Annotated in this window: 15 protein-coding genes and 2 pseudogenes; 11 read left to right on the plus strand and 6 right to left on the minus strand. The window is 53.9% G+C overall.

All coding sequences use genetic code 11. The annotated features are described in order from the left end of the window. Positions 1–938: 938 nt before the first annotated feature. On the plus strand, positions 939–1,097 hold the full coding sequence (locus C3L37_RS25970; protein ID WP_449267279.1) for a DUF7260 family protein: 159 nt from the start codon (positions 939–941) through the stop codon (positions 1,095–1,097). A 1,449-nt stretch (positions 1,098–2,546) separates the two neighbouring features. Here C3L37_RS25970 and C3L37_RS07360 read toward each other — a convergent pair. Beyond that, positions 2,547–3,416, minus strand: coding sequence for an SMP-30/gluconolactonase/LRE family protein (locus C3L37_RS07360; RefSeq protein WP_129114013.1), 870 nt, complete (start codon positions 3,414–3,416; stop codon positions 2,547–2,549). Positions 3,417–3,573: 157 nt separating this feature from the next. Between C3L37_RS07360 and C3L37_RS07365 the strand changes: the two are divergent. Continuing rightward, a pseudogene (locus C3L37_RS07365) lies at positions 3,574–4,848 on the plus strand (IS4 family transposase). A 225-nt stretch (positions 4,849–5,073) separates the two neighbouring features. Here the strand turns inward: C3L37_RS07365 and C3L37_RS07370 are convergent. After that, entirely contained in the window at positions 5,074–6,300 is a 1,227-nt protein-coding gene (locus tag C3L37_RS07370; protein ID WP_129113944.1) for a Tm-1-like ATP-binding domain-containing protein, read from the minus strand. 184 nt (positions 6,301–6,484) lie between these two features. Here C3L37_RS07370 and C3L37_RS07375 point away from each other — a divergent pair, with 184 nt between their 5' ends. Then, positions 6,485–6,892, plus strand: a complete 408-nt coding sequence (locus C3L37_RS07375) for a cupin domain-containing protein (RefSeq protein WP_129113945.1) — start codon at positions 6,485–6,487, stop codon at positions 6,890–6,892. 35 nt (positions 6,893–6,927) lie between these two features. Here C3L37_RS07375 and C3L37_RS07380 read toward each other — a convergent pair whose 3' ends face one another. Beyond that, on the minus strand, positions 6,928–7,761 hold the full coding sequence (locus tag C3L37_RS07380; protein ID WP_129113946.1) for a phosphoenolpyruvate hydrolase family protein: 834 nt from the start codon (positions 7,759–7,761) through the stop codon (positions 6,928–6,930). A 149-nt stretch (positions 7,762–7,910) separates the two neighbouring features. Between C3L37_RS07380 and C3L37_RS07385 the strand changes: the two genes are divergently transcribed. The 6 genes from C3L37_RS07385 (at position 7,911) to C3L37_RS07410 (ending at position 16,483) form a co-directional block, all read left to right on the plus strand. Further along, on the plus strand, positions 7,911–9,101 hold the full coding sequence (locus C3L37_RS07385) for an ABC transporter ATP-binding protein (protein WP_129114014.1): 1,191 nt from the start codon (positions 7,911–7,913) through the stop codon (positions 9,099–9,101). A 1,091-nt stretch (positions 9,102–10,192) separates the two neighbouring features. After that, positions 10,193–11,683: an extracellular solute-binding protein gene (locus C3L37_RS07390; RefSeq protein WP_129113947.1), complete on the plus strand. Its 1,491-nt coding sequence runs from the start codon at positions 10,193–10,195 to the stop codon at positions 11,681–11,683. A 22-nt stretch (positions 11,684–11,705) separates the two neighbouring features. Further along, positions 11,706–12,665 (plus strand): carbohydrate ABC transporter permease, encoded by a 960-nt coding sequence (locus tag C3L37_RS07395; RefSeq protein ID WP_394345783.1) that lies wholly within the window; start codon positions 11,706–11,708, stop codon positions 12,663–12,665. A 1-nt stretch (position 12,666) separates the two neighbouring features. Then, positions 12,667–13,596 (plus strand): carbohydrate ABC transporter permease, encoded by a 930-nt coding sequence (locus C3L37_RS07400; RefSeq protein WP_129113948.1) that lies wholly within the window; start codon positions 12,667–12,669, stop codon positions 13,594–13,596. Positions 13,597–14,320: 724 nt separating this feature from the next. Continuing rightward, positions 14,321–15,421 (plus strand): Gfo/Idh/MocA family protein, encoded by a 1,101-nt coding sequence (locus tag C3L37_RS07405; protein WP_129113949.1) that lies wholly within the window; start codon positions 14,321–14,323, stop codon positions 15,419–15,421. Between the two features lie 93 nt (positions 15,422–15,514). Next, on the plus strand, positions 15,515–16,483 hold the full coding sequence (locus tag C3L37_RS07410) for a sugar phosphate isomerase/epimerase family protein (RefSeq protein WP_129113950.1): 969 nt from the start codon (positions 15,515–15,517) through the stop codon (positions 16,481–16,483). A gap of 455 nt (positions 16,484–16,938) precedes the next feature. On the opposite strand, the gene C3L37_RS07420 is transcribed toward C3L37_RS07410, so the two are convergent. Then, positions 16,939–18,888, minus strand: a complete 1,950-nt coding sequence (locus tag C3L37_RS07420) for a glycoside hydrolase family 127 protein (RefSeq protein WP_129113951.1) — start codon at positions 18,886–18,888, stop codon at positions 16,939–16,941. A gap of 110 nt (positions 18,889–18,998) precedes the next feature. Between C3L37_RS07420 and C3L37_RS07425 the strand changes: the two genes are divergently transcribed. Then, the gene (locus tag C3L37_RS07425; protein ID WP_129113952.1) at positions 18,999–19,211 is read left to right on the plus strand and encodes a hypothetical protein; all 213 of its coding nucleotides are present in this window, start codon (positions 18,999–19,001) and stop codon (positions 19,209–19,211) included. Between the two features lie 80 nt (positions 19,212–19,291). Here C3L37_RS07425 and C3L37_RS24260 read toward each other — a convergent pair whose 3' ends face one another. After that, positions 19,292–19,531, minus strand: a complete 240-nt coding sequence (locus C3L37_RS24260; RefSeq protein ID WP_164974658.1) for a hypothetical protein — start codon at positions 19,529–19,531, stop codon at positions 19,292–19,294. A 159-nt stretch (positions 19,532–19,690) separates the two neighbouring features. On the opposite strand from C3L37_RS24260, the pseudogene C3L37_RS25740 reads away from it, so the two are divergent. Further along, positions 19,691–21,596: pseudogene (locus C3L37_RS25740) on the plus strand (type B DNA-directed DNA polymerase). Positions 21,597–21,639: 43 nt separating this feature from the next. Here C3L37_RS25740 and C3L37_RS07440 read toward each other — a convergent pair. Next, a protein-coding gene (locus C3L37_RS07440; RefSeq protein ID WP_129113953.1) for an IS630 family transposase occupies positions 21,640–22,625 on the minus strand; the annotation gives its coding sequence in 2 pieces (ribosomal slippage) (positions 21,640–22,145 and positions 22,145–22,625; 987 coding nt in all). Between the last annotated feature and the right edge of the window lie 428 nt (positions 22,626–23,053).

Genomic DNA, 23,053 nt, shown 5'->3' on the forward strand with positions numbered 1-23,053 from the left:
TTAATATATTTTTAACTTGTTTATAATTACTAATATTTAGTAGATTGTGGATACACTCTAGTCTTTACGCTGAATTTCTCGATTGGACCGTTTGTATAGGATTATACATGAGGTTTAATTTCGGTATTCAGGAAGTCGATCGCTTTCGTCGGACGAGCTAACGGGTATGACGAGTGGCTCTTTTAGTGCTATGAATATTAATAATATGAAATTATTAATAATTAACAGTAACATAGTACAATTACAAATATTTGATCGAGCTAGACAAATAGTTCTTCCGTGAGTAAGAAAGCGCCAGCGAGGACGATGGACGAAAAGCTTCGTGGTGGACGGTTCTACCGTCGGATCCAGAGCGAGATATCCTCTATATGCGCGTTCACGACTGTTAATCGAAAACAGACGATGACCTGTTATTAACCATCCTGTCAACCGAGATCGTCAGGATATCTATTCTCTGTTTTCGAGATATGGTGCCCACATTCACGAGTATCGCGTCGCTGATGGGGCCCATAACTACGTCTCGAAAAAGGGATACAGAGGAGGGATTCCCACGACCACCTTCTTTATATCTTCTCGTTCTAGCTATGAAAATAAATTTGGTGCTCAAAAATAGTTGTATAGAATCTGTAGTCATCTACAACCACTTCATTTCGTTCCCGATTCGATAGTCGTTTCTGAGATGCGCTCCCATCCAGCCGAGAGGACAAACCTACCGAAGATCCGTTGAGGCGTGACTCCGAGTGGCGGCTTTCGGAAACCCATTTCGGAAACCACGAGATGGAGCAAAAAATCGTCCGACTGAGAAACGGCATCACGTCACACCAGGTGAGTTGCGTCCGTACAATGAATTAGTCTCGATATGGCTCCGCCTCGACTCGTTTGAGGCTGACTGCACTGAGTGCGTGTCCGACCGCCAACAATCAATCCACTGCTAAGACGTGCTTAGTTCTCGCCGAGCAGATAGCGACATGCTCTATGCGTATCTCTACGCGGACCTGGATGAGACATATCCAGTGTTGGCCGATGATGTGCGCGTCCTCGAATGTATTCGAGAGACCAAGCGAGAGATAATGCAGGAACTCACAAGATGTGCCTGATCGATCACGTTGAAACGAGCTCACAAGTTGATAACCTCTCGCGGTGAGCGGGTCACAACCCACACTGTGGCCACGACACGTCCCTCACGTGCAGGAATCTCCCGACAATAGGTTGCACTCACTGCCTGCACTAGCTAGAAGTTGCGTTTGTTTCGTGGTATCAGAGATGACGCCACCCACGTCTTCGAGGGAATCGATCCGTGTTGACTTGGTAGACGTCATAGCTTATGAGGCGGCGATGTGGATTCGCGAACCTGGGAGGGATTCTGCTCATTCTCCAACGGAACGCAGGCTACCACCGACCTTTTTGCATGTCTTATTTTATTTGTCACATTGACATTGGCGAGAAATAGTGCTTAAGTGGGATCGGTCCCGACCGTACGACTTGAAAGAGCTCCTCTGGTGGATATGCGTTGACGAGTAGGGTTCATCGATGATGAACGAACGAGGAATTTTCCTACTTTAGGAACAATAGCCAATTACATATAGTATTGGCTATTTAACGGGAAAGAATGTGGATTTAACAGGATTATTTGGATTATCTACTCACTATTATAACTTTGTGGTGGGGTATCTCATGCCCATTGGAGATCATTTGGTCCGGCAATAGTGAACAATCATCACAGCTTGATTGCCCCAACGTACCTTATGCAAATAGAGTGTTATTCCTACATAAATCTTACAGTAGATGCCTAATTGAGCCCGCAAACCGCTGGCAAGTGACAGATTTGTTCGAGGAGCAGATAATGACAACTAAATCTTATTTTGCTGCTTCCGAGTTGGATTACAGTAGTACATCTGTAACAGAATTCGTGAGATGGTTCATTATCATCGCACAGCTATCTAACAGACAACAATTCCACAATACAGGCCCAAAGAGCAGCCGAATCAGCGAATCACCTGTTCTTTATCTGTATTCATATCGATGATAATCATAGCTAAAAACAGCAGCGAAATGCGATCTTCACCGGGATTTTACCGGTCCCCTTAGTTCGACTTCCAAAAAAAAATAAATAGTTCGGAAGAAATAAACACACTACCGCGTTATTCCGCAGAAGGTCACTCGTTGAGAGCGTAATTCGGTCATTGCTGGCTCTATGAATCTTTGGACCAGTATATTCAACGTCTGATAACAGACTGACCGTCGTATAACGTCCGAATGAAAAGTAATTGCTATTCTTGGAATTAATAGAGTAAAAACATGTTTCAGAGTGAAGCTCATAGATTCTCGGAGAGGAGAGTCTCAGAAGCGCGGTGACAAGATACTCTTTAATTTCAGCACTCTTATGAAACAGATAGTTGGCTCGCCCAGCTCTCGACTGAAGCCAACACTCTTCGAGTGGATTTAATGGAGGATACAACGCGAATGCGTCGGTGGTGACGTGGGAAAAGGACTATATATAGTACTCGAAGCATTTGACGACTTTCAGGTTGAGTGACTCGTTCGAACTACAACCCGATTCTCGATCGGAATTCCGGAGTTCCGCTGACGGCTGGCTCGATGCGATACAGTGCGCCTGCGCCCTCTCCCTCGATCTCCTTCGTCCCTCCAGGGCCGAGTGCTGTCGTCACGTAGGCTTCGTCGTAGCCTTCGCCCCCGAACGCGACGCTCGATACTTTCCGTGCTGGGAACTCGATTCGTCGCTCTTCCCGTCCCGTGGTGGGGTCGTATCTGGCTAGATACCCACCGTCCCACCGCGCCGACCAGAGATGTCCCTCGGAATCGACGGTCATCCCGTCCGGAATCCCCGGTTCGTCCGCACTCCCCAAGAACAGCTTCCGGTCGGAGAGCGCACCGGTCTCCTCGCTGTAGTCATACCGATAGATGCAATGCGCTTCCGACTCGGTGAAGTAGAACTGTTCTAGGTCGGGAGCGAACCCCATTCCATTCGGAATCGCGAGTCCATCTTCCAAGTGGGTGTACGTTCGGTCGGGATCGAGTCGATAGAGACGGCCACCGTGGTCCGTTGTCGGCATCGTGCCACAGAAAACCCGTCCCTTGGGATCCGCGATGACATCATTGAACCGCGAATCGATCTCCTGTGGGATCTTCTCGATGATCGTCTCGGTCGTTCCGTCACGCCACACTTCGACAGTTCCACGGTCCTCGAACAACAACAACGATCCGTCGGCCTGTATGGTAATGCCTCCGATGGCGGTCGTTTCGTGACACTGTTCGTGGTCGTTCGTCTCGGGGTCGTACCGAAACAGTCGTCCATTGTGGATGTCGACCCAGTAGAGTCGCTGTTCGTCGGGGTGCCAGATGGGCCCTTCCCCGATGTGACACCCGTAGTCCGCGATGAGGTCCAACTCGACCATGGTCGTCCGATACTTGTACCCCACACATATAGCCCCTGGGGCACCCGTCTTTAGGCTAAGAGAAGAACCGCGTAACAGCAGCGGCTTATCGAGGAGAGCTTTTGTGTGGAATGAGGAGGCAAGAGCAGTGTCCAACAGCGCCTCCTCATCGAGGATCATGCGTCGGCTCACTACACTGTTTCCCTCTGAGTATCTCGAAGAGCACGTCGAGGAACTCAGCGTGGTCGAGCGTGAGGGCAAACTACAGATGCCAGTTCCTCGTATGGGCGCTCGTGTTCGGCTTCGCCGCAGGCAACCGTCGAACACTCGCTGGGCTCAGACGCAGCTACAACTTGCCGGCTGATGAGACGATCTCTCCGGGCGGTTTCTATCACCGGCTGACGCCGTCACTCGCAGAATACCTCCGCGACCTGGTTGAGCGCGGTCTCGACGAGGTCGCTGTTCCCGATGCTATTGACGCTGACATCGACCGGTTTAGGGACGTGATGATCGCCGATGGAACCGTGCTACGGTTGCACGAGTTCCTCTCTGATGAATTCCAAGCCTGTCACGTGGAGCAGGCTGGAGCGACGCTCCACCTGCTCCACAACGCCACCGACCAGACGAGTGAACGAATCGACGTGACTGACGAGAAAACGCACGACAGCACGCTGTTCAAGACGGGATCATGGCTGCAAGGACGGCTGGTTCTGCTCGATTTGGCGTACTTCAAGTACCGCCGCTTCGCATTGATCGACGAAAACGACGGCTACTTCGTGAGTCGGCTGAAGCAGAACGCGAATCCGCTGATAACGACGGAGTTACGGGAATGGCGCGGCCGCGCCATTCCCCTGGAAGGCGAGCAGATCCACGATGTGGTCGATGACCTCTCGCGGCAGTACATCGACGTGGAGGTCGAAGCGGAGTTCAAGCGAGGTCAGTGCGAGGGAACGCGGTCGCTGGATACGATGCGGTTCCGTGTCGTCGGCGTCCGCGATGAGGACGCCGACGACTACCATCTGTACATCACGAATCTGCCGAGAGAGAAGTTTCTCCCGTCGGATCTAGCAACGCTGTATCGGTGTCGATGGGAGGTAGAGACGTTGTTCGGTGAGCTGAAGACGCAGTACGAACTAGATGAGTTCGACACGAGGAACCCGGATGTCGTGGAAATCTTGCTGTACGCGGCGTTGCTGTCGCTGTTGGTGAGCCGTGAGTTGTTGGATCTAGTCACCGAGCAGGTGACGACGAGATCGTGTTTCCGCCGGAACGCTTAGCGGCGACCTTCCGGTCGCACGCCCAGCTCATCCTTCATGAACTCAGTGAGTACCTCGGCTACTCCCCACCGCCGCTGATGGAGCGTCTGATCGAAGACGCACAGAAGATCCACCAGCAACGACCGATCTTACAGGAAACGCTCGCCACCGCTACGCAGCCGAGGTGTGAGTCTTAGCTAAAGACGAATGGGTACCGACAGTGAGTCCGATGTGGACGCTCCGTGAGATCATCGCGTTCATCGGTACGAATCTCGACATTGAGATGTCCTCTCGCTCCTCGGGTCGTCGAAATGTAGAAACTCGATTGTGACCGAGGGTGCTCTCGACCGACGTTCGGTTTCACCAACGAGCGACTGCGTCCTATGTTTTTGATAATCGCTCATCCCTCTCGCGAAGTTACGTCATTCGTTGGAGACGACACCGGTAGCGTGCATATACTCGTCAATCTTGTCGACGATCGTCTTGGCGAATGCATCGTCGTTGATCGCCAGGTCACGTTCGAGTAACTCGACGTCATCGCTAAGATGTTCCCTAAGGGAATCGAAGAGGGCTGCATCTGCGTCGGGGTCGTGGAAATCCTCACCTTCGACGTCAATCATCGAAATTCCGGAGAGCGGTAGTACCAGTGCTGTCGACCCCGCCGCTGCGTTGAGCTTCTCGGCGATAATTCGGCCGACTTCCGCGTTCTCCTCGATAGTCGTCCGCATCAGGGTCACCTGTGGGTTGTGGATATGGAAGCGTCGCCCCTCGAACTGGTCGGGAACTGAATCGCGCGGGCCGAAGTTCACCATGTCGAGAGCGCCAGTCGAGACCACTTGCGGAATCCCGAGTTTTCCAGCAGCATCGAGCCGGTCCGGACCGGCGGACAAAACGCCCCCGACGAGTTCGTCGGCCCATTCGGTCGTCGTGACGTCAAGGACGCCGTCGATGACACCTTCGCTAATGAGATTCTCCATCGCTTGGCCTCCGGTCCCAGTGGCGTGGAAGACGATAGTTTCGTAGCCCCGGTCTTCGAGTTCGGCTCTCGCCGTTTTCACGCACGGGGTCGTGACGCCGAACATTGTAATTCCGATCGTCGGTTTTTCCTCCATTTCGATGTCGGGGTCGTTGGCGACCATTCCGACCATTGCGAGGGCGGCGTTCGCGATGACCATCCGCGATAGTCGATTAAGACCTTCGATGTCGGCGACGGAATACAGCATCATCACGTCTCGCGCGTCGACGTACGGTTCCGTGTCGCCGGAGGCCATGGTCGAAACCATGAGTTTGGGAACACCGACGGGCAGCGCCCGCATCGCCGTGGTGGCGATCGACGTGTTTCCGGATCCGCCGAGGCCCAAGATTCCGCTTAGGGTGCCGTCTCGGTGGAGGCGCTCCGCAATAGCGGCGGCACCCGCTCCCATCGTTTCCATTGCCATTCCACGGTCAGCGTTCTCTCGCAACGCATCGAGGTCTGTCTGTGCCGCGTCGGCAACCTCACCGGCAGATGTCTCAGGATCAAAGGGGGGGCCGTTCATGACGCCGACGTCGACGACGTGGACGTCGACCCCTTGTGACTCGATGACGTCCCGAGCGAATTCGATTTCCTCACCCTTCGTGTCGAGCGTGCCGATAATGACGATGGCCATACCACCTTGATATCGTCGAAGAGGAGAATAAATGTTATCAACCTGCAAATCAGAGCACCGTCGCCCGACACCGCTATTCGAATGGTCGTAACCGATCAACCGGCCCGGTGGACCTCGGAAGGTTTCTGCGATCAGACACCCACTTCACGAAAGAATATTATTGTCAGAGATGCCATTTCAATTCATGGCAAAGGATAAGCGCTTCGTCTCGCCGGACGATGTCGAGAGCCTGCAGTTCGATTGGGGTGTCTTGAAATGGATGTCGACTCCGGACAAGACCGGCTCGTCGCGAATGAGCTGCGGTGAGGTTCGCCTCGAACCCGGAAAGGGTCACGAACGACACACTCATACCGAAAGCGACGAGATGCTATACGTCGTACACGGTAAAGGGGAACAAGAGATCGACGATGAAACCAGAGAAATCTCTGCTGGGGATATGATTTATATCCCGAGAGGCATCCCGCACGGGACGGTCAACACGAGTTGGAAACCGCTGACTCTGATCGCAGTGTATACACCCCCAGGGCCCGAGGAGCAATTGCGTGATCTCCCAGACTGCGAGATCATCCCTCCTGGTAAATTCCCGGAGTGAGAGTTTCCAGGTCCGACGATAGAGATCTTTGTCGGTTAGAAATCGATCCGTTTGAACTCCTGAGCCTGTGTCTGGATGGCTTCTTCGGTCGGAAGTCGTTCGAGGCTGGAGGCACCAAAGAACCCGATGACTCCGTCCGTATTATTGAGGACAAATTCGGCATCGTCAGGCCATGCAATTGGGCCACCGTGACAGATGACCATGACGTCTTCGTTGACCTCCTTAGCGGCATCGTGGTGTGCCTGCACTCGGTCCGCGGCCGTCTCCAAGTTGAGGGCAGTTTCCGCACCGATGTCTCCGGACGTCGTAAGTCCCATGTGCGAAACGATCACGTCGGCTCCGGCCTCAGTCATCTCGTGAGCTTGCTCCTCGCTGAAAACGTACGGGCATGTCAGCAACCCCTGCTCCGAGGCCTCTCGGATCATGTCGACCTCTTTATCGTATCCCATCCCGGTCTCTTCGAGGTTTTGTCTGAACCCGCTATCCTCGTCAATGAGACCGACAGTTGGGAAGTTCTGAACGCCAGAGAAGCCACGTCGCCGCAGATCCTCGATAAACACGTCCATCTGCCGGAACGGATCGGTTCCATTCACTCCGGCGAGAACCGGAGTATCTTCGACGACCGGAATGACCTCATGTCCCATCTCGAGGACGATTTTGTTCGCATCCCCGTACGATAACAGTCCGGCGAGCGACCCACGCCCGTTCATTCGATATCGGCCGGAGTTGTAGATGATGAGAAGGTCCACCCCACCGCGTTCGGCGAACTTCGCCGAAATGCCGGTTCCCGCACCAGCGCCGATTACTGGGTCACCGTTTGAAACCGTCTCGTTGAGTCGTGCAAGGGACTCTTGACGCGTGAATTTCATACTTCGCTAGAAACTTCGCTGCGTGAGCCTATCAAAATTTCCCCGGACCCCGAGTCGTTCGTAACGATCGGCGAAAGTGTGCTACTGTCATTTATATCTACAGAAATAGGCGAAGATTTAAATAAAAATAACTGATGATATCGAACGTTATGGGTTCGCTCCGTTTAGACCAAGTGACAAAGCGATACGACGATGTGGTTGCAGTAAACGATATGAAACTTGACATTAGGGACAGCGAGTTCATCTCGTTAGTTGGTCCCTCCGGCTGTGGAAAATCAACCACGCTGAAGATGATCGGAGGATTAACTACTCCGACCAAGGGTTCAGTCCACATCGGAGACCGAGAGGTCACTCATCTCCCACCTAAGGATCGAAATCTTGCAATGGTATTTCAAAATATCGCACTGTTCCCCCATATGAACGTCTATGACAATATCAGCTACGGTCTCCGCGTTCGCAAGAGGGACAAGTCCGAAATCGACGAGCGAGTCAACCGAGCGGTCGGGATTCTCCAATTGGAGGGCATGCTTGATCGAATGCCGAGCGAACTCAGTGGCGGGCAGCGTCAACGTGTTGCCATTGGGAGGGCTATCGTCCGAAACCCAGATATCTTCCTGATGGACGAGCCGCTAGCGAACTTAGATGCGAAACTACGTGTTCACATGCGGACGGAACTCCAGCGCATCCAACGTCAGTTAGATGTGACGACGATTTACGTAACGCACGATCAGGAGGAAGCGATGACGATGTCAGATCGAATAGCTGTCATCAACGGTGGCGAACTCCAACAAATCGCCCCTCCACTGATCTGCTACAACGAACCCGCCAACCTGTTCGTCGCGGGGTTCATCGGTTCGCCCAGTATGAACATTCTTGAGGGAGAGACTCGCGACGGGACCCTCAGGCACAAGTCGTTCGACATCGTCATCGACACTTCGACGGCGAATATCCCACCGGATATCGAGGGCGTCACGCTCGGAATACGTCCGGAGGACGTGTATCCGGCCGCCATCGACTCCGAACTCGCATCACCTTCTCGCCGGTTCAGTGCGACTATTGACGTCCTCGAACCAGTCGGGGAAAAAATCTTTGTGTATCTCAAGGCGGACGACGGTGTTGAGGACTTCTCGGTGGGAGACGTAGACGACATCGAGGGTCGGCACGAATCGCTACTGATGAGCGTCGAACCGGATTACGACATTGAAGAGGGCGAGCGTATCGACGTGGTGTTCGACCGATCGAAGATCCATCTCTTCGAGACGATTTCCGGTAATGCCCTCGACCATGGTATCGATGATCGACCGACTACTGAATCGACACCCAACAAAAATGTATCGTAAGCGTCGGACGGTATGAGCACGTCGGATACCACGCTCGGCGAGTTCGTCTCACGTTTACGTCAGGAAATGTACACGGGATCGAATCGTTGTTGGCCCTGCACGGGGTTGAACGTCGGGTTACTCACCTGTCTTTCGATCCTCAGCAGCATCTTCATCACGCCTTTTTTCGGAATTGTGTCGTTTCTCATCGGCCTCACGGCTATCTGGCTATGAGGGTATCTCGTCCCGTACACGCCACAACTCACTCGTACACTGCTCACAGCACCACCCAGTGTCCGGAATGCTCCAGAACTGCCTCTTCACGAATCGATCGACGGACGCAGTGACGGCAGTAGAAATATCGATGCGCAGACCGTGTCAGGGATCATCGACGAACTCTTGGCAGCTGTCGTCCTCCGAGAGGACGAGCGGGGGTTATCACTGAACCCAGAGTTTCGCAGACAGTGAAGGTCAGAGATCGTCGGGGCACGACTGAACGAAAGGGACGAACTTGCGACAGCGCTACAGACGGCGGTTCCGTGGGTCGCCGAGGCGTCAGTCGTCACCGACGACGGCCGGTACTGGATCATACTCGCCGATGATGAAAATCAAATCAAAAACGAAACCTGGTTGTCGCCCTCAGCTGCTATAGCCGATCTCGCTGCAATCAGTACACTGACAACACGAACCAATTTCACCCCCCGGCGTAAAACGCTTTCTGCGCCACCACTCCGTCAGTTTCTGGAACAGTGTCCGGCGTGCGATTCGACGTTAGAAGTAACATCGCCCCACTCCTGCTGTGGCAGCCCTCGAAGCATTGCCAAGGGGATCGAATCAGTTCTCAGTTGCCCATCGTGCGATGAGATCGTTACCGCCTTCATGATACCAGGCGACGAGGACGCGTGATGTTCGAGGAGTGAGCAGTTTGAGCATTCCGTGAGCGATTTGATGGTCTCCGTCGTCCCGTCGCAACGGTTCCAGTCGGCGCATGAAAATAATAAAATATTTGGTATAGTAAACGAGCTTAAAACGTGTCTTATAAATCACCGCAATTCAATCTCAATCTTAGGACCCCACCCTTTATATACTATTACTAATTGGTAACTATATGCATGGCTTCCGAGAATGATAGTGGTAGGAACTCGATTTCCAACCACCGCTTCGTTCCCAGACGGAAATTTATGAGGTCGATCGGCGCAACAGGAGTCGCCGCGGGCGTCGCCGGCTGTTCGAGCGGGGGTATCGTCGGTAACAACGGCGATGGGACGGGGTCGGATGTCGGCGGTAGTGGCGGAACGACTATCGAATTCATTGTTAACGACGAGTGGGCAACTATTCAAGACCAGGTAAATAAGCAACTCCACAATGCAGGGATGCCCAAGAACATAACAGTCGAAATGTCCACCGCTGGGCAAACCACGGACGATCAACAAGTCCAGTATCGTCAGTGGCTAGCGGCCGGGCGGACTACGCCCGATATCATGTTCTTTGACAGTGGATGGACAATTCCGTTTATTGTCCGTGGTCAACTGCTCAATCTTGAAGAGGAACTCCCACAGGATCTTCTTGACCGAGTCCACAATAGATACTTCCCAGCGAGCGTCAACTCTGCAACGGCACCAAACGGAGACCTCTATGCATTCCCTATTTACCCAGATTTTCCGACAATTCAGTATCGAAAGGATTTAGTTCAGAATGCCGGGTATGACTGGGAGCAATACGCAACTCAACCAATGTCTTGGAAGCAGTTCTCCAACGAACTCAAAGACGTTTACGAACGATCCGACGTCGACTATGGGTTTAATACACAACACGTTGCTGCCGAACAGCTCTCGTGTTGTGTATTCAATGAGTATCTCTCCTCATGGGGAGGAGCCTTCTTCGGGAACCCTCAAAAGAATCTATATCAAAATATTGGAAAGCGGCCTATTACCCTCAACGAAAAACCAGTCGTCGATTCACTGAAGATGGCTCGTACATTCATTTATGGTTCGAATGTAACAAATACATTTGAAAGCTACGGAGGAAATATCGTACCTGAACCAACCCTCCAGTGGGATGTCGAAGCGGCACGGGCACCATTCACGAGTGGGAACGCCGTCGCACTCCGTAATTGGCCGTACTCAATCGCGATTAGCGGAAGTGAAGAAAATCTTGGAGACAAACAGGGCGTTATGCCGATGCCGTACGGGACGTCCAAAGGAAAATACCCCGGAACTGGCGGCTCAATTGCCGCACTTGGCGGCTGGCATGTTGGCGTCAATCCCAATACGGAGAAACTTGATGCAATCATAAAATTTTTACGAGCAATGACGACTAAACAATTTATGAAAGATACTTTCAAGACAGTTGGCTGGATGCCGCCTATCCCAGATGTGCTCACAGATTCGACTGACATTCCCATTATGGGGAAATTCGTCGACACGTTAGCTTACGCAGGCCAACATTCCATGCCTCGCCCAGTTACAGTGCTGTGGCCACAGCAGGCTGACGCAATTGAACAAGCCGCCAACTCCGCACTCTCAAACGATGGAAATCCGAGTGCTGCCATGAACAGTCTCAGTAACAGGATCGCTGCTATCGAAAATGACTTTCAAGGGTGATCTAATGGGGACCAAAAATCGTATGGACATGCTGCCGTACCGTGCAGATAGAGCCCTTCTTAATTGGATTGAGCGGCTCAGTGACACTCAGTTTGTCTACCTGATGCTACTGCCAGTGCTCATCTTATTAGGTTCAATGGCGATCTGGCCACTCGTCGAGACCTTTAGAATGTCTCTGCATGCTGACAATCTCACCAGTTCGAACGCAACCGGTATATTTGTCGGACTGGATAATTATGTGAAACTTTTATCTGGTGATGCGAATATACTCCTGCCAAGCCCCTTCTTAGATCTCTCGAAACCGTTAGCAAGCGCGGTGCCTGTAACGTTGATTTTCACTGCAATCGCAGTCGGTGTCGAGACGATTATCGGATTTGGAATGGCACTAGTCCTCAACAAACAATTCCGTGCTCGTCGGTGGGTAAGAGTGTGTTTGATACTCCCATGGGCAGTTCCGGTTGTCATTCAAGGGATGATCTTCTACTTGATGTTCACGCCCGGAGTTGGTTTTGCTGTTGAGCCACTTCAGCAACTCGGATTAATTTCCGGTGCACCCCTTTCTGACGGACAATCTACACTCATCGTTGTGATTCTATCGGATATTTGGAAACAATCGGCATTCATGGCGCTATTAATTCTTGCAGGACTGCAGAGCGTCGACCGAAGCCTCTATAATGTAGCGAAAGTCACCGGCGCATCGAAGTTCCAACAGTTTAGGACGATCACGTTCCCATTAGTTTTGCCGACACTTCTGATTGCTTTGCTGTTTCGTACGATTGCAGCGTTGAAAGTGTACGGGACGGTCGTAACAGTCGCAAATTGTAACACGCTTCCAACACTAACCTGTCTGGTCGTGACAACGTGGAACGCAAATCGGTTTGCATCGGCAGCTGCCATTGCCTTCATCATGGCTCTAGTCATTGGACTTTCACTACTCGGCTATCTGTTTAAGCTTCGTAACATGGACTACGGAGGGATCTAACATGGCAAAAGGACAAGTTACAGCCGATTCAGAGTCGAATAACGCCATCGAAACGCTCGCACAACGGATGCTCCAGAACCCAGAGTCGGTGTATCGAGTGCTGTTCTACGTCTTTACCGGCTTTTTTTTATGGATGTCGCTTTTTCCCTTCTACTGGCTCATGGTGCTATCGCTCACACCGATGAGTAACCTCTCCAATATGGGACTAGTACCAAATGGATTCAATCCCTCAGTATTCTTGACAGTTTTTGAGACGGTTCCATTTCACCACTATATCTTCAATAGTATGATAATTGCTGGATTGACTACAATTGTAGTTCTATTCATTGGCAGTATCGGCGGCTACGTCTTCGGGAGATACGAATTCCCAGGCCGGACGGTGCTAATGTTAGGTGTTCTGGTGATCTCGTATTTTCCTCCTGCATCGTTCCTGATTCCGTTGTTCAAACTTTTCACAGGTAATGTCGATCTGTTCGGGCTTCAATACCCTCAGATATATTATACTCCGGGAGCGGTCGTCTTTCCTCTAAGTGCATTAATTATGCCACTCGTGATATTCATTCTTGCTACATTTTATGGGCAGATTCCCGATGGCTTAGAGGACGCTGCCCGAATAGAAGGATCGACTCGGATTGGTGCATTGTTTCGAGTAATTGTTCCGCTGTCAGCACCCGGTGTCGCAACTGCCGGGATCTTGACGTTCATTATCGTCTACAATGAATTCTTCTTCTCGTACATGTTCCTCGGAAGCAATCCTCAAGAGTGGGGAGTAATTCTTCAAGGTATTCTCCGCTTCCAAGGGACTCGTGCACAGGCGTACAACATGATGGCTGCTGCGAGCCTGATCGGTGTGCTTCCGATGGCGGCGGTCGTCGCCCTCGCCCAGGACAAGGTCGTCAGTGGCCTCACACAGGGGGCGCTCAAGGAGTAATCCATCCGCAGAAATTTTCTTATCACTGATACCCGAATCCCTTATGACGATGATTGGCACGATGGACGTTATATATTTGGCATTCGGAACGTACCAATTCGGCTTCTGACTTTACGGTATCATCTCGTTCTACTACGACATGAAGCGGCAATACCCCCGTATCTCCGTGCACGTTGAGAACGAAGTCAGCGCAAACGTGAAGAACGGGAAGCAGCCGTCGATAAACTAGCGAAGTTATATGATCCAGCCGACGACGAATGACCGACGGTTATCGAGGAGATGCAGTATCCAGGGAAATAGTGGGCGAGATGTACGATGGTAGTCAGCGTTCTCCCACCGAATGTCGAAGTCGACATTCTCTCCCGAGAAACCAATTGTCGTCGTGTAGGAGACGCCGAGAATGGAGAGTGGGCGGACGCGAAGATAAGATCGACGACGAACTATCGCTTCGATCGGAGGAGTTACGATCACTGCCCGCGTCAGACCGAATCCAGACCCCCCATTGCACCTGGGTCCCGACTGTCCCACGCATATAGAGAATCGCCTTGAGCGGGACGGGCGTCGAGTCCGTCCGTTCTGCCCACGTGTACAACCTATTCGTCCACGACGCGATTGTGAGTTATCGAAGACAACGGTCATCTCGTTTTTCGGCAAACCCAACCGCAGAGGCAGAATAGACAAGAGTTATTAGATACCCATGTTCTGTCTTAGTCGATTTCTAACTATGACCTGTCGAGTTATCCAAGTAGGTACCGGTGGACAGGGCAAACACTGGTGTTCGACGTTCCTCCGCGAAAACGTGGACGACGAGCGTATCGAGGTGGTCGGCGCTGTCGATATCGATCCGAATCAACACGAGAACGCCATCGAACATCTTGGCCTCACCGAGGATCAGTGTTACACGGAGGTCGAGAAGGCCTTCGAGGATGTTAATGCTGATTTCTGTACGGTCGTCATTCCGCCGTGGCTTCACGAGGAGGTGGTAGACGCGGCCATTGAACATGACCTCGACATCCTGAGCGAGAAACCCATCGCGGATACGCTCGAGGCGTCCGTGCGAATCGCGGAGAAGGTCTCCCGCGCCGATGTGAAGATGGGCGTGACAATGAGCCATCGGTTCGACCAAGATAAGACATCGCTCCGTCGCCACATTCAAGGCGACGAGTCCGGACCGCTTGATTATATCGTCGGCCGGTTCACCTGCAATGCGCGATCGTACGGGGCGTGGGGCGCGTTCCGCCATGAGATGGAGGACGTACTCATGATCGAAGGTGCGGTTCACCAACTCGACTTCATCGCCGACATGGCCGGAAGCGACTGTGAGACGATTTACTCGGATACGTGGTGTCCCAAATGGGCTGAGTACGAAGGTGACGTACAGGCGCACGTCCACCTTCGGTTCGAAAACGGCACGCGGGCGATATGGGAGGGCGCGAAGGCGAACGCGGTCGGGTTGAACGGCTGGCAGAGTGACTACGTCCGCGCCGAGTGTCGGGACGAGACGCTTGTCCTCGATGACCGCGAATTGGTCCGGTATTCGTACGACCCCGAAGAGGAGCAGGTCGTCGGCGGACGCACGGCGGACGGCGAACCCGTAGCCCTCGACGAACAGGAAAAGTGGGGCAACACGTGGCTCGTCGAGCAGTTCGTCGATTGGCTCGACGGCGGCGAACCGATGGCGACCAATGTGCACGACAACCTGCAATCGATGGCACTGGTAGAGGCGGCGATACGGAGCAGTCGAACCGGGGAACTTGTGGACGTCCAGTCGTTGCTTGCAGATACTCGGGTCTCTGTGGAAGCTCAACTCCCACAAGTCGAGTAAATCAGGACCGAGACACTCGCCGGACCGACAGACGAGTGGTATTCACTGTTCCGACACCGCAAATTATATGGCTAAACCGTGAGATCCTCCCACATGGATGTCGGAGTCCTAACGGTCGCATTAGCCGACAAATCGATCGAGGACACGTTATCGTATCTCTCCGACCTTGGCGTCGGAGCCGTCGAACTCGCTTGCGGCGGATTCGTCGGCAACACACACCTCTCGAGAAAGGAGTACTTGGATGAAGAGGGTGCCCAGTCCGAACTACAATCATTGCTTGTCGAAAACGACTTGTACATCTCGGCGTTGGCGACGCATAACAACCCGCTGCATCCCGTTAAGGAACGCGCGGCCGAAGCGGACGAAGAGCTTCGTGAGACAATCCGTCTTGCGCGCCAGCTCGACGTAGACGCCGTAACGACGTTCTCGGGTCTGCCGGCTGGGGATCAGGATGACTCCGTCCCTAACTGGATCACCGCGCCCTGGCCCAACGAACACCATGAGGCCCACGAATATCAGTGGCAGGAGGTCGCTATCCCCTATTGGCAGGAAATTGAGACGTACGCAGACGACCACGGTGTGGACATCGCCATCGAGATGCACCCCAACATGCTTGTCTACGAACCGCACGGAATGCTCGAACTCCGCGAGGCCACGGGCGATCGCATTGGTGCAAACTTCGATCCGTCCCACCTACTATGGCAGAATATCGACATTACCAGCGCGATTCGTCTGCTCGGCAAAGAAGACGCCATTCACCACTTTCATGCCAAGGACACCAAGGTGTACGACGCGAACGCCCGCGAGAAAGGGGTGCTTGACACGACACCGTATACAGACGAAATCGACCGTTCATGGATCTTCCGCTCAATCGGCTACGGCCATGGCGAGGCGTTCTGGAAGGACGTCGTCTCTGCCCTCCGAATGGTCGAGTACGACGGTACACTCTCCATCGAACATGAGGATTCACTCACATCATCGACGGAGGGATTGGAGAAGGCAATCGACGTACTGGGCCGAGCGGTGTTCAAATCGAATCCCGGCGACGCGTACTGGGCCTAAGGTAGCGCGATGGAGAAACCACTCTCTATCGGGTCCTCGGCTACCGATTCATTGGCAAAGCCCACGCGAACACGCTCGAACGCCTTCCGATGTTTTTCCCCAACGCCCGGCAGTCAAACAGTCGGTCTTCGTCGGTTGCGACAAAGAGTCAGTCACTGGGACGGCCCCGACCAGCTCGGGTACGAATCGTACGGGACCGACTGAGAGACGGTTGTGGACGATGTCGACGTTTACTATAATATCCGTCATATGGCGGGTTCATCAAGCAGTGGCTTGCCGAGATTGAGAAGTCGTCTCCAGTCACGATATTGAGGCCGAAATCCACTAGATCTCCCGCAAGTGAAGGTATACAACCGCTGTTGCTCCCTCGGACCATGTGCACCTCTTTGAGGAAGACGGCGAAACCGTCCACAATCCGCCCGTCTACACTACCTGAAAGCGGGTCGCAATCGATTTTACGCCGGCTGCAACCACACCGTCATCGCACCGGGTTCGCGGTTATCCCACGCGAAGTACGGGATCGCGGTAATCGCTACATCGTTTTCCTCAACATCATCTCGCGGCCGATACAGCAACTCAGCCCACTTGTCGGGGTCGCTCGCACGACCGTCCGCGGTGAGGACTGTCAGGCCGTCGAGAAGGTCTGCGTCGTACTTTGCTTCGACCGCGGCACTGGCCGGTAGCGCGAGGTGTTCGACGGGGACCGAATGATCGACCGCTTCGACACAGTACACGAGCGGGCCACGCCGGAGCGCTACGCGACCGGCAATCTCGCGAACCTTTGGGTGCGCCGTCAGCACATCGACTGGATGCGAGAATGTAAGTCGGAACTGGTCGCCCGCTGTCCACGAGCGTTTGATGGAGATATACCTATTGTCGTGGTCGGCTTCGATCGGTTCACCGTTAACAGTCGTGTCGACATCGTCTGCCCACTCGGGAACGCGGACACGCAGGTCGAACGCGACTGGGTCCTCATGCGTGAACTCGATGGTTGTCTCCCCCTCCCAAGGATAGTTAGTCGATTGAGTAAAGGAGATGGTCTCGCCGTCGAGCTCCGTCGCTACGTCACTCCCGACGAACTGGTTCACGTATAGCGCGTTCTCGGCGTCGGATCGGGCGTAGAGGTAGCGGCCGAGCGAGGCGAGTAGCCGTGCGGCGTTGGGCGGGCAACACGCAACGTAAAACCACTCCTTCCGGTGGTGGTCCCCCATCGTCTCAAGCGGATTGACATAGAAGAACCGGTCGCCGCTGACACCGATACCAGCTAGGAAACCGTTGTACAGTGTCCGTTCGATTAGCTCAGCGTGCGCCGCGTCTCCGGTCAATTCGAACAGGCGGCGGTTCCAGAAGATGCTCCCGATGGCCGCACACGTTTCTGCGTACGCCGTCTGGTTAGGGAGGTCGTAGTCCTCGGTGAATCCCTCATGTTCGTGTTCGGACCCGACCCCTCCGGTGACGTACATCCGCTTGGTCGTCATGTTCTCCCAGAGACGCGTGACGGCCTCGAACAGTTCATTGTCCGCTCTCTCCTGGAGGAGCGAGGCCACGGCCGTGTAGTAGTAGGTCGCACGCACAGCATGTCCCTCGATGGTCTCCTGCTCCCGGATTGGACGGTGGTCCTGCGCGTAGCTCCCGTCATACTCATGGTCCACGAGAAAGTGCTTCCGCGCGACGTCGGCAGATCGCTCGCCGTGGTGGACGAATTCCGCTCCTGCGATCTGGTCGATGTTTGCAAGTTCGTCCGCCAGCGGGGACGGGTCCTGTCCCCGGGCATCGACGAAGTACTCGGCGAGATCGAGATAGCGCTCCTCGTCGGTGACGCGGTAGAGTTTGATCAGCGCGAGTTCAATCTCCTGGTGCCCCGGCACGCCGCTGTCGGCGTCGGGACCGAACTGTCGGTCGATGAGGTCCGCAAACCCGCTTGCGACATCGAGCAAGTCCTCGGAACCGGTTGTGTTGTTTTGTGCGACTGCGGCCTCGATGAGATGGCCGGCACAGTACAGTTCGTGCATAATACTCAGGTTCTCCCACCGCCGTTCAGGCTCCTCCAGCATGAAGTACGTGTTGAGGTAGCCGTCCTCGGCTTGGGCCGCCGCGATCAGATCGATAACCTCCTGGATCCGCTCTTCCAGATCCGGGTCGTCATCGCACGCGAGAACGTAGCTCGCCGCCTCGAGCCACTTGTATGCGTCTGAGTCGATAAACATTGGCCCTTCGAACCCGCCAGTCTCGCCGTCGACGACGCGACGGAAGTTCTCTAGGCACCCGTTCTCTTGGAGCTGCTCGTACTGGTGTGCAATCGTCACCTCGCGGTTCGTTTCCAAGCGCGCGTTCCAGAACTCATCGTCTATCTCAACGTCACCGAGTGGTAGCGACTCCGCTGTCGCCCGTGGTCCGGCTGGCATAGCGTATGAAAATCACTGGTAACCGACTAATAGCTATCCCATGTACCCGACCCGGTCGAGCGCGAGTGTAAAAATTTGTATTCTTGTGCTATGTGTGTGATTGTTCATCTATGACCGCTCCGCAGGATTCGGTCCGTATCCAAGACGTGGTGATTAACGACGACTTCTGGACACCCGGGGTGACCAGAAACCGCGAGGTGACGATCGAATACCAGTACGACCAGCCTGAGGAGTCGGGCACGCTGGAGAACTTCCATCGCGTCGTCAAGGGGAAGACTGGCGGCTTCCAAGGGTGTGGTTTCAGGACAGTGAGAACGGGGTGATAGACTGCGACATTCAGCCGAGGTATTCGATCAGCCGGTCGACCAAAGCGTCGCAACTGGGACATCTCCGTAGAAGTCGGTCACACGGAAAGTGCAGTAGCAGACTGGACCTGGCCCTGTGCGCGGACGACCAGGGAACTCCCCCAATTCACAAACCACCCCTCGACGGATCCAACATCGACATCGTCCCCGGTGGTGAGATTTCTCACGAGATCAAACGGGAACAGGTCCCTATTCGCGCATTCGAAAATGAGTGGGCAGCCTACCGACGCGGACTCCGTCGCGAAGACCAACAGCAGTTCGACCAGCTGTTCGAGCATATCCGAGCACACGCGGACGCCAGTGGCTATCTGAACCACACGAACCCGTTCTATCCAGCGATGATGTCGATCGCGCTCGCTCACGAGCGTCGACTCGATACCCTTGAAAGACGACTCGCACAGCTGGAAGCAGCGAATGCGCACGAGGAGGAGTGAGCGATGGTCTACGAAATCGATTACCTGGACGATGTGTACGAGTGGTCGCTCACACCCGACGGTCCCGAATACAGACGTGTAACCGACTACACGCCGACGCTGTACGCAATCTACGATGGTCAGGGTGAGGATGGACTCGCTGCTCTCCGTGCTCGACTCACATCTTCTCCACGTGTTGAATTGCTCTGCATCGGAAAGTGGCGACGGGGATTCCGCCACGACCACGAAGATACCCCCACGATTGAGGTCACCAACCTAGATGCAGTACTTCCGATTGCCCACCAGATTCGCAAGCTCGGACGACCGGGCGAGTACAAGTGCTTCAATGTCGACTTCTCGCGCGAATTCCGCTATTGCCTTGAGAACGATCTTGATCCGACTCCAGCACAGACTCCATCGACACTCTCAATCGAGGTCGAGCCAGTTGAATTAGCGAATCCACCGATCACGGAACTCACGATCGACGATGAGACAGTAAGCGGCTCACCGACAGCCATCCTGCACGCTGTTTAGCATCGAATTGAACGAGCAGATCCGGACGTGCTGATCCTCTCGTCGAGCGAACTCATTCCCGTTCTGTACGAGACCGCCGACGCACACGAGATGGATCTCCAACTCGGACGCCTGCCCGGCTGGCAACAGTTAGCCTCGAAATCAACATACGAAAGCTACGGGAACGTCGGCCACTCACCCGCGCGATGCAACATCCCCGGTCGGGCGATCATCGACAAATCGAATACGTTCTTCTTCGCCCAGTCGGGGTTAGACGGCTGTCTCGACATGGTCCGACGCTCAGGCAAATCATTGCAAGAAGTCGCGTGGGCGTCGATCAGCAACGTGCTCACAGCAATCCAGATCCGCGAAGCTCGTGAGCAGGATGTACTCGTCCCGTGGAACTCCTGGCGTCACGAGTTCTTCAAACCACTCACAACGCTCGATGACGCCGATCGGGGGGGCTTCACGTTTTCACCGGAGGTGGGCTTTCACGAAGACGTCCACGAGCTCGACTTTTCGAGCCTATATCCGAACATCATCTGTGAGTTCAACATCAGCCCCGAAACGATCCGCTGTGAGTGCCATGCAGATCGTGAGGATGTCCCCGGGCTCGGGTATTCGATCTGCGATGAGCAGGGGTATCTCGTTGACGTGCTCCAGCCGCTGATCGACGCCCACGACGCGTTCAAACGCGAGATCTGTGAGACAGATGATCCTGAGTGGACCGCAACCCTGCAAGCTGGTCAGATGCAATAAAGTGGATTTTGGTGAGCTGCTTTGGGTATCAAGGCTTCTCAAACGCGAAATTCGGCCGGATTGAGTGCCACGAGGCGATTAACGCCTACGCACGGAAGATTCTCCTCGACGCAAAGGAGATATTCGAGGCGAATGAATGGCGCCTCGTTCACGGAATTGTTGATAGTCTGTGGGTGACCGCAAATGACGATGAAGAGCAAACGCCATTAGAGGAACTTGCTACCGCGATTACTGACCGTGTGGGCACTCGGCTTGAGTATGAGACAGCATTCGAGTGGGTAGCGTTCGTCCCGCTGCGCGATAGCGAGCAAGGCGCGCTCACCAAGTAGGAAAGGTTGCAGAGACGGATGGCGAAGTGCGTCGATGAGTATCAACAGTACACGCGGACGGTTGCCGCCTCGAACGGGCCGACGACGCGGGATTAGATCCGCAGCCTGGCCAAGACGTCTCCTACGATGTCGTCGACGAGTCGAAGCGCTCCCGCGACCGCGTTGCGCTTGCGCATGAATTGCCAGAGGGGTATGATGTGGAGTTTTATGTTGAGCCGTTGCTTCGAGCGGCAGAAAGTGTCTGTTCGCCACTTGGCTGGCGTCGTGACGAAATTGCAGAGTACTTAGCGGAGCGGACGACGTCGACGCTGTCAGCGTTCCACTCGTGATGAGTGCCTCGCCGAGGTCGTCGGATGACTTCTATAGTAGTCGTCAGAAGTAGTTGCTCATATCTGGAATAGAAAGTCGGCCAAGTGCAGTGTCGATCGCTGTGTTGAGTTCGTCGAGAGACTCAAAGAATCGGTTGCCAAGAGCGTCTTTCAGTTGTCTCCAATACTCTTCAACCGGGTGTAACTCCGGTGAGTACGCCGGCAATCTCACGAGGGCGAGGTCGTCACGGGCCGTAAGGTCCGTGACGGACGACGCTCGGAAATACGATGCTCCATCGAGTACGACAATCAAATCTTCTTGGAATTTTTCACACAATGCGAGAATGAAGTGTTTCGCGTGATCGGCAGGTACGTACTCCTCGAATCGTGAGAAGAAGCGATCACCGAGAACGGTGATCGCACCGAGTAAGCAGGTCCAGTCACGTTGCCCAGAGAGTTCGACTGATGGACGCGTGCCGCGCGGAACCCACGCGACACGCGGCTCAACTTGCACGGATTTCTTGGTTTGGTCGATACAAACTACCGTGGCGTCCATCTCTCGTCGCTTTGTTTGAGGTCGTCGTGAAACCCGTCTCGGTCTTCAGGCTCGGCTTCGGCGGCTGTTCGACGAGGTTTTTGGTAACTCAATCCCGCTTCTTTCATCAACCGTCGGCAGCTGGGGGTTGAGCAGTCAACGTCGAACGTTTCTTCGAGGAAATCCTCGAGGAGCGCCGGCGCGTCGATCCCTGCTTCAGTTGGCGGTTGCTGAAGCGTTTGTTCCAACTGGTTCTGTTGTTTTTCGGTGAGCTTACGCGGTCTTCCTGACCAATGATCGTCCTGAACAGCCTGCTTAAGCGGCTCTGTTTCGAGCCGCTTGAGCCAGCTGTAAATCGTTCGTCTCTGCACACTGTACCACTCGGCAAGTTCAGTTTGTGTGACACCGTTTTTGTACGCAATCGCTGCGGTAAGCCGTTGTGTCGGGTTGTTTTCTTCAACTTCGTTGAGCGCCCGCTGAAGTTCCTCGACAGAGAGTTCGTCGAGATGGTCCATGAGTAACCACAAACGCTTGGGTTGAAAGTTCTAACATCTATTATAGTTGCTCATGTTGCTCGTAGACTTGCTCAAAGAGATTTAGACACGCGAAAATGGCTCAAAATTCTCGATGTGCACAGTAAGTGACTCCTTTTCGTATCATGCCGTGTCCGTGTAATCGTCCCATGGAGCACGGTCTAAGTTACGGCCGAAGCTAGTCTATTTCCTAATATAGAACGAGCTGTCTCAAGAGGTGAACCATGTAGAACGAGCTTTGTCATGAAGGTGCGCAGCAAAAATGGCAGAACCAGGGCGCTGAACTGCATGTTGATACTCGCTTCCAACGAAGATGCCACCATCGAGGAACCAGATAGCGTGTATCGAAGTCTTCTGAGTAGAGGACCTGGTTATTTGCTATCGCGCGGATTAGATTTGTCCGGAGACTG

The organism is Halegenticoccus tardaugens, from assembly GCF_004116405.1.
In the GTDB taxonomy this organism is placed as follows: Archaea; Halobacteriota; Halobacteria; order Halobacteriales; family Haloferacaceae; genus Halegenticoccus; species Halegenticoccus tardaugens.

What these genes read in the sequence shown, in the direction of transcription:
- C3L37_RS07360 (WP_129114013.1), bottom strand. Translation starts at nt 3,416, where the DNA reads ATGGTCGAGTTGGACCTCATCGCGGACTACGGGTGTCACATCGGGGAA.
- C3L37_RS07410 (WP_129113950.1), top strand. Translation starts at nt 15,515, where the DNA reads ATGGATGTCGGAGTCCTAACGGTCGCATTAGCCGACAAATCGATCGAG.
- C3L37_RS07370 (WP_129113944.1), bottom strand. Translation starts at nt 6,300, where the DNA reads ATGGCCATCGTCATTATCGGCACGCTCGACACGAAGGGTGAGGAAATC.
- C3L37_RS07395 (WP_394345783.1), top strand. Translation starts at nt 11,706, where the DNA reads ATGGACATGCTGCCGTACCGTGCAGATAGAGCCCTTCTTAATTGGATT.
- C3L37_RS07375 (WP_129113945.1), top strand. Translation starts at nt 6,485, where the DNA reads ATGGCAAAGGATAAGCGCTTCGTCTCGCCGGACGATGTCGAGAGCCTG.
- C3L37_RS07420 (WP_129113951.1), bottom strand. Translation starts at nt 18,888, where the DNA reads ATGCCAGCCGGACCACGGGCGACAGCGGAGTCGCTACCACTCGGTGAC.
- C3L37_RS07405 (WP_129113949.1), top strand. Translation starts at nt 14,321, where the DNA reads ATGACCTGTCGAGTTATCCAAGTAGGTACCGGTGGACAGGGCAAACAC.
- C3L37_RS07380 (WP_129113946.1), bottom strand. Translation starts at nt 7,761, where the DNA reads ATGAAATTCACGCGTCAAGAGTCCCTTGCACGACTCAACGAGACGGTT.
- C3L37_RS24260 (WP_164974658.1), bottom strand. Translation starts at nt 19,531, where the DNA reads ATGCTCGAACAGCTGGTCGAACTGCTGTTGGTCTTCGCGACGGAGTCC.
- C3L37_RS07400 (WP_129113948.1), top strand. Translation starts at nt 12,667, where the DNA reads ATGGCAAAAGGACAAGTTACAGCCGATTCAGAGTCGAATAACGCCATC.
- C3L37_RS07385 (WP_129114014.1), top strand. Translation starts at nt 7,911, where the DNA reads ATGGGTTCGCTCCGTTTAGACCAAGTGACAAAGCGATACGACGATGTG.
- C3L37_RS07390 (WP_129113947.1), top strand. Translation starts at nt 10,193, where the DNA reads ATGGCTTCCGAGAATGATAGTGGTAGGAACTCGATTTCCAACCACCGC.
- C3L37_RS07425 (WP_129113952.1), top strand. Translation starts at nt 18,999, where the DNA reads ATGACCGCTCCGCAGGATTCGGTCCGTATCCAAGACGTGGTGATTAAC.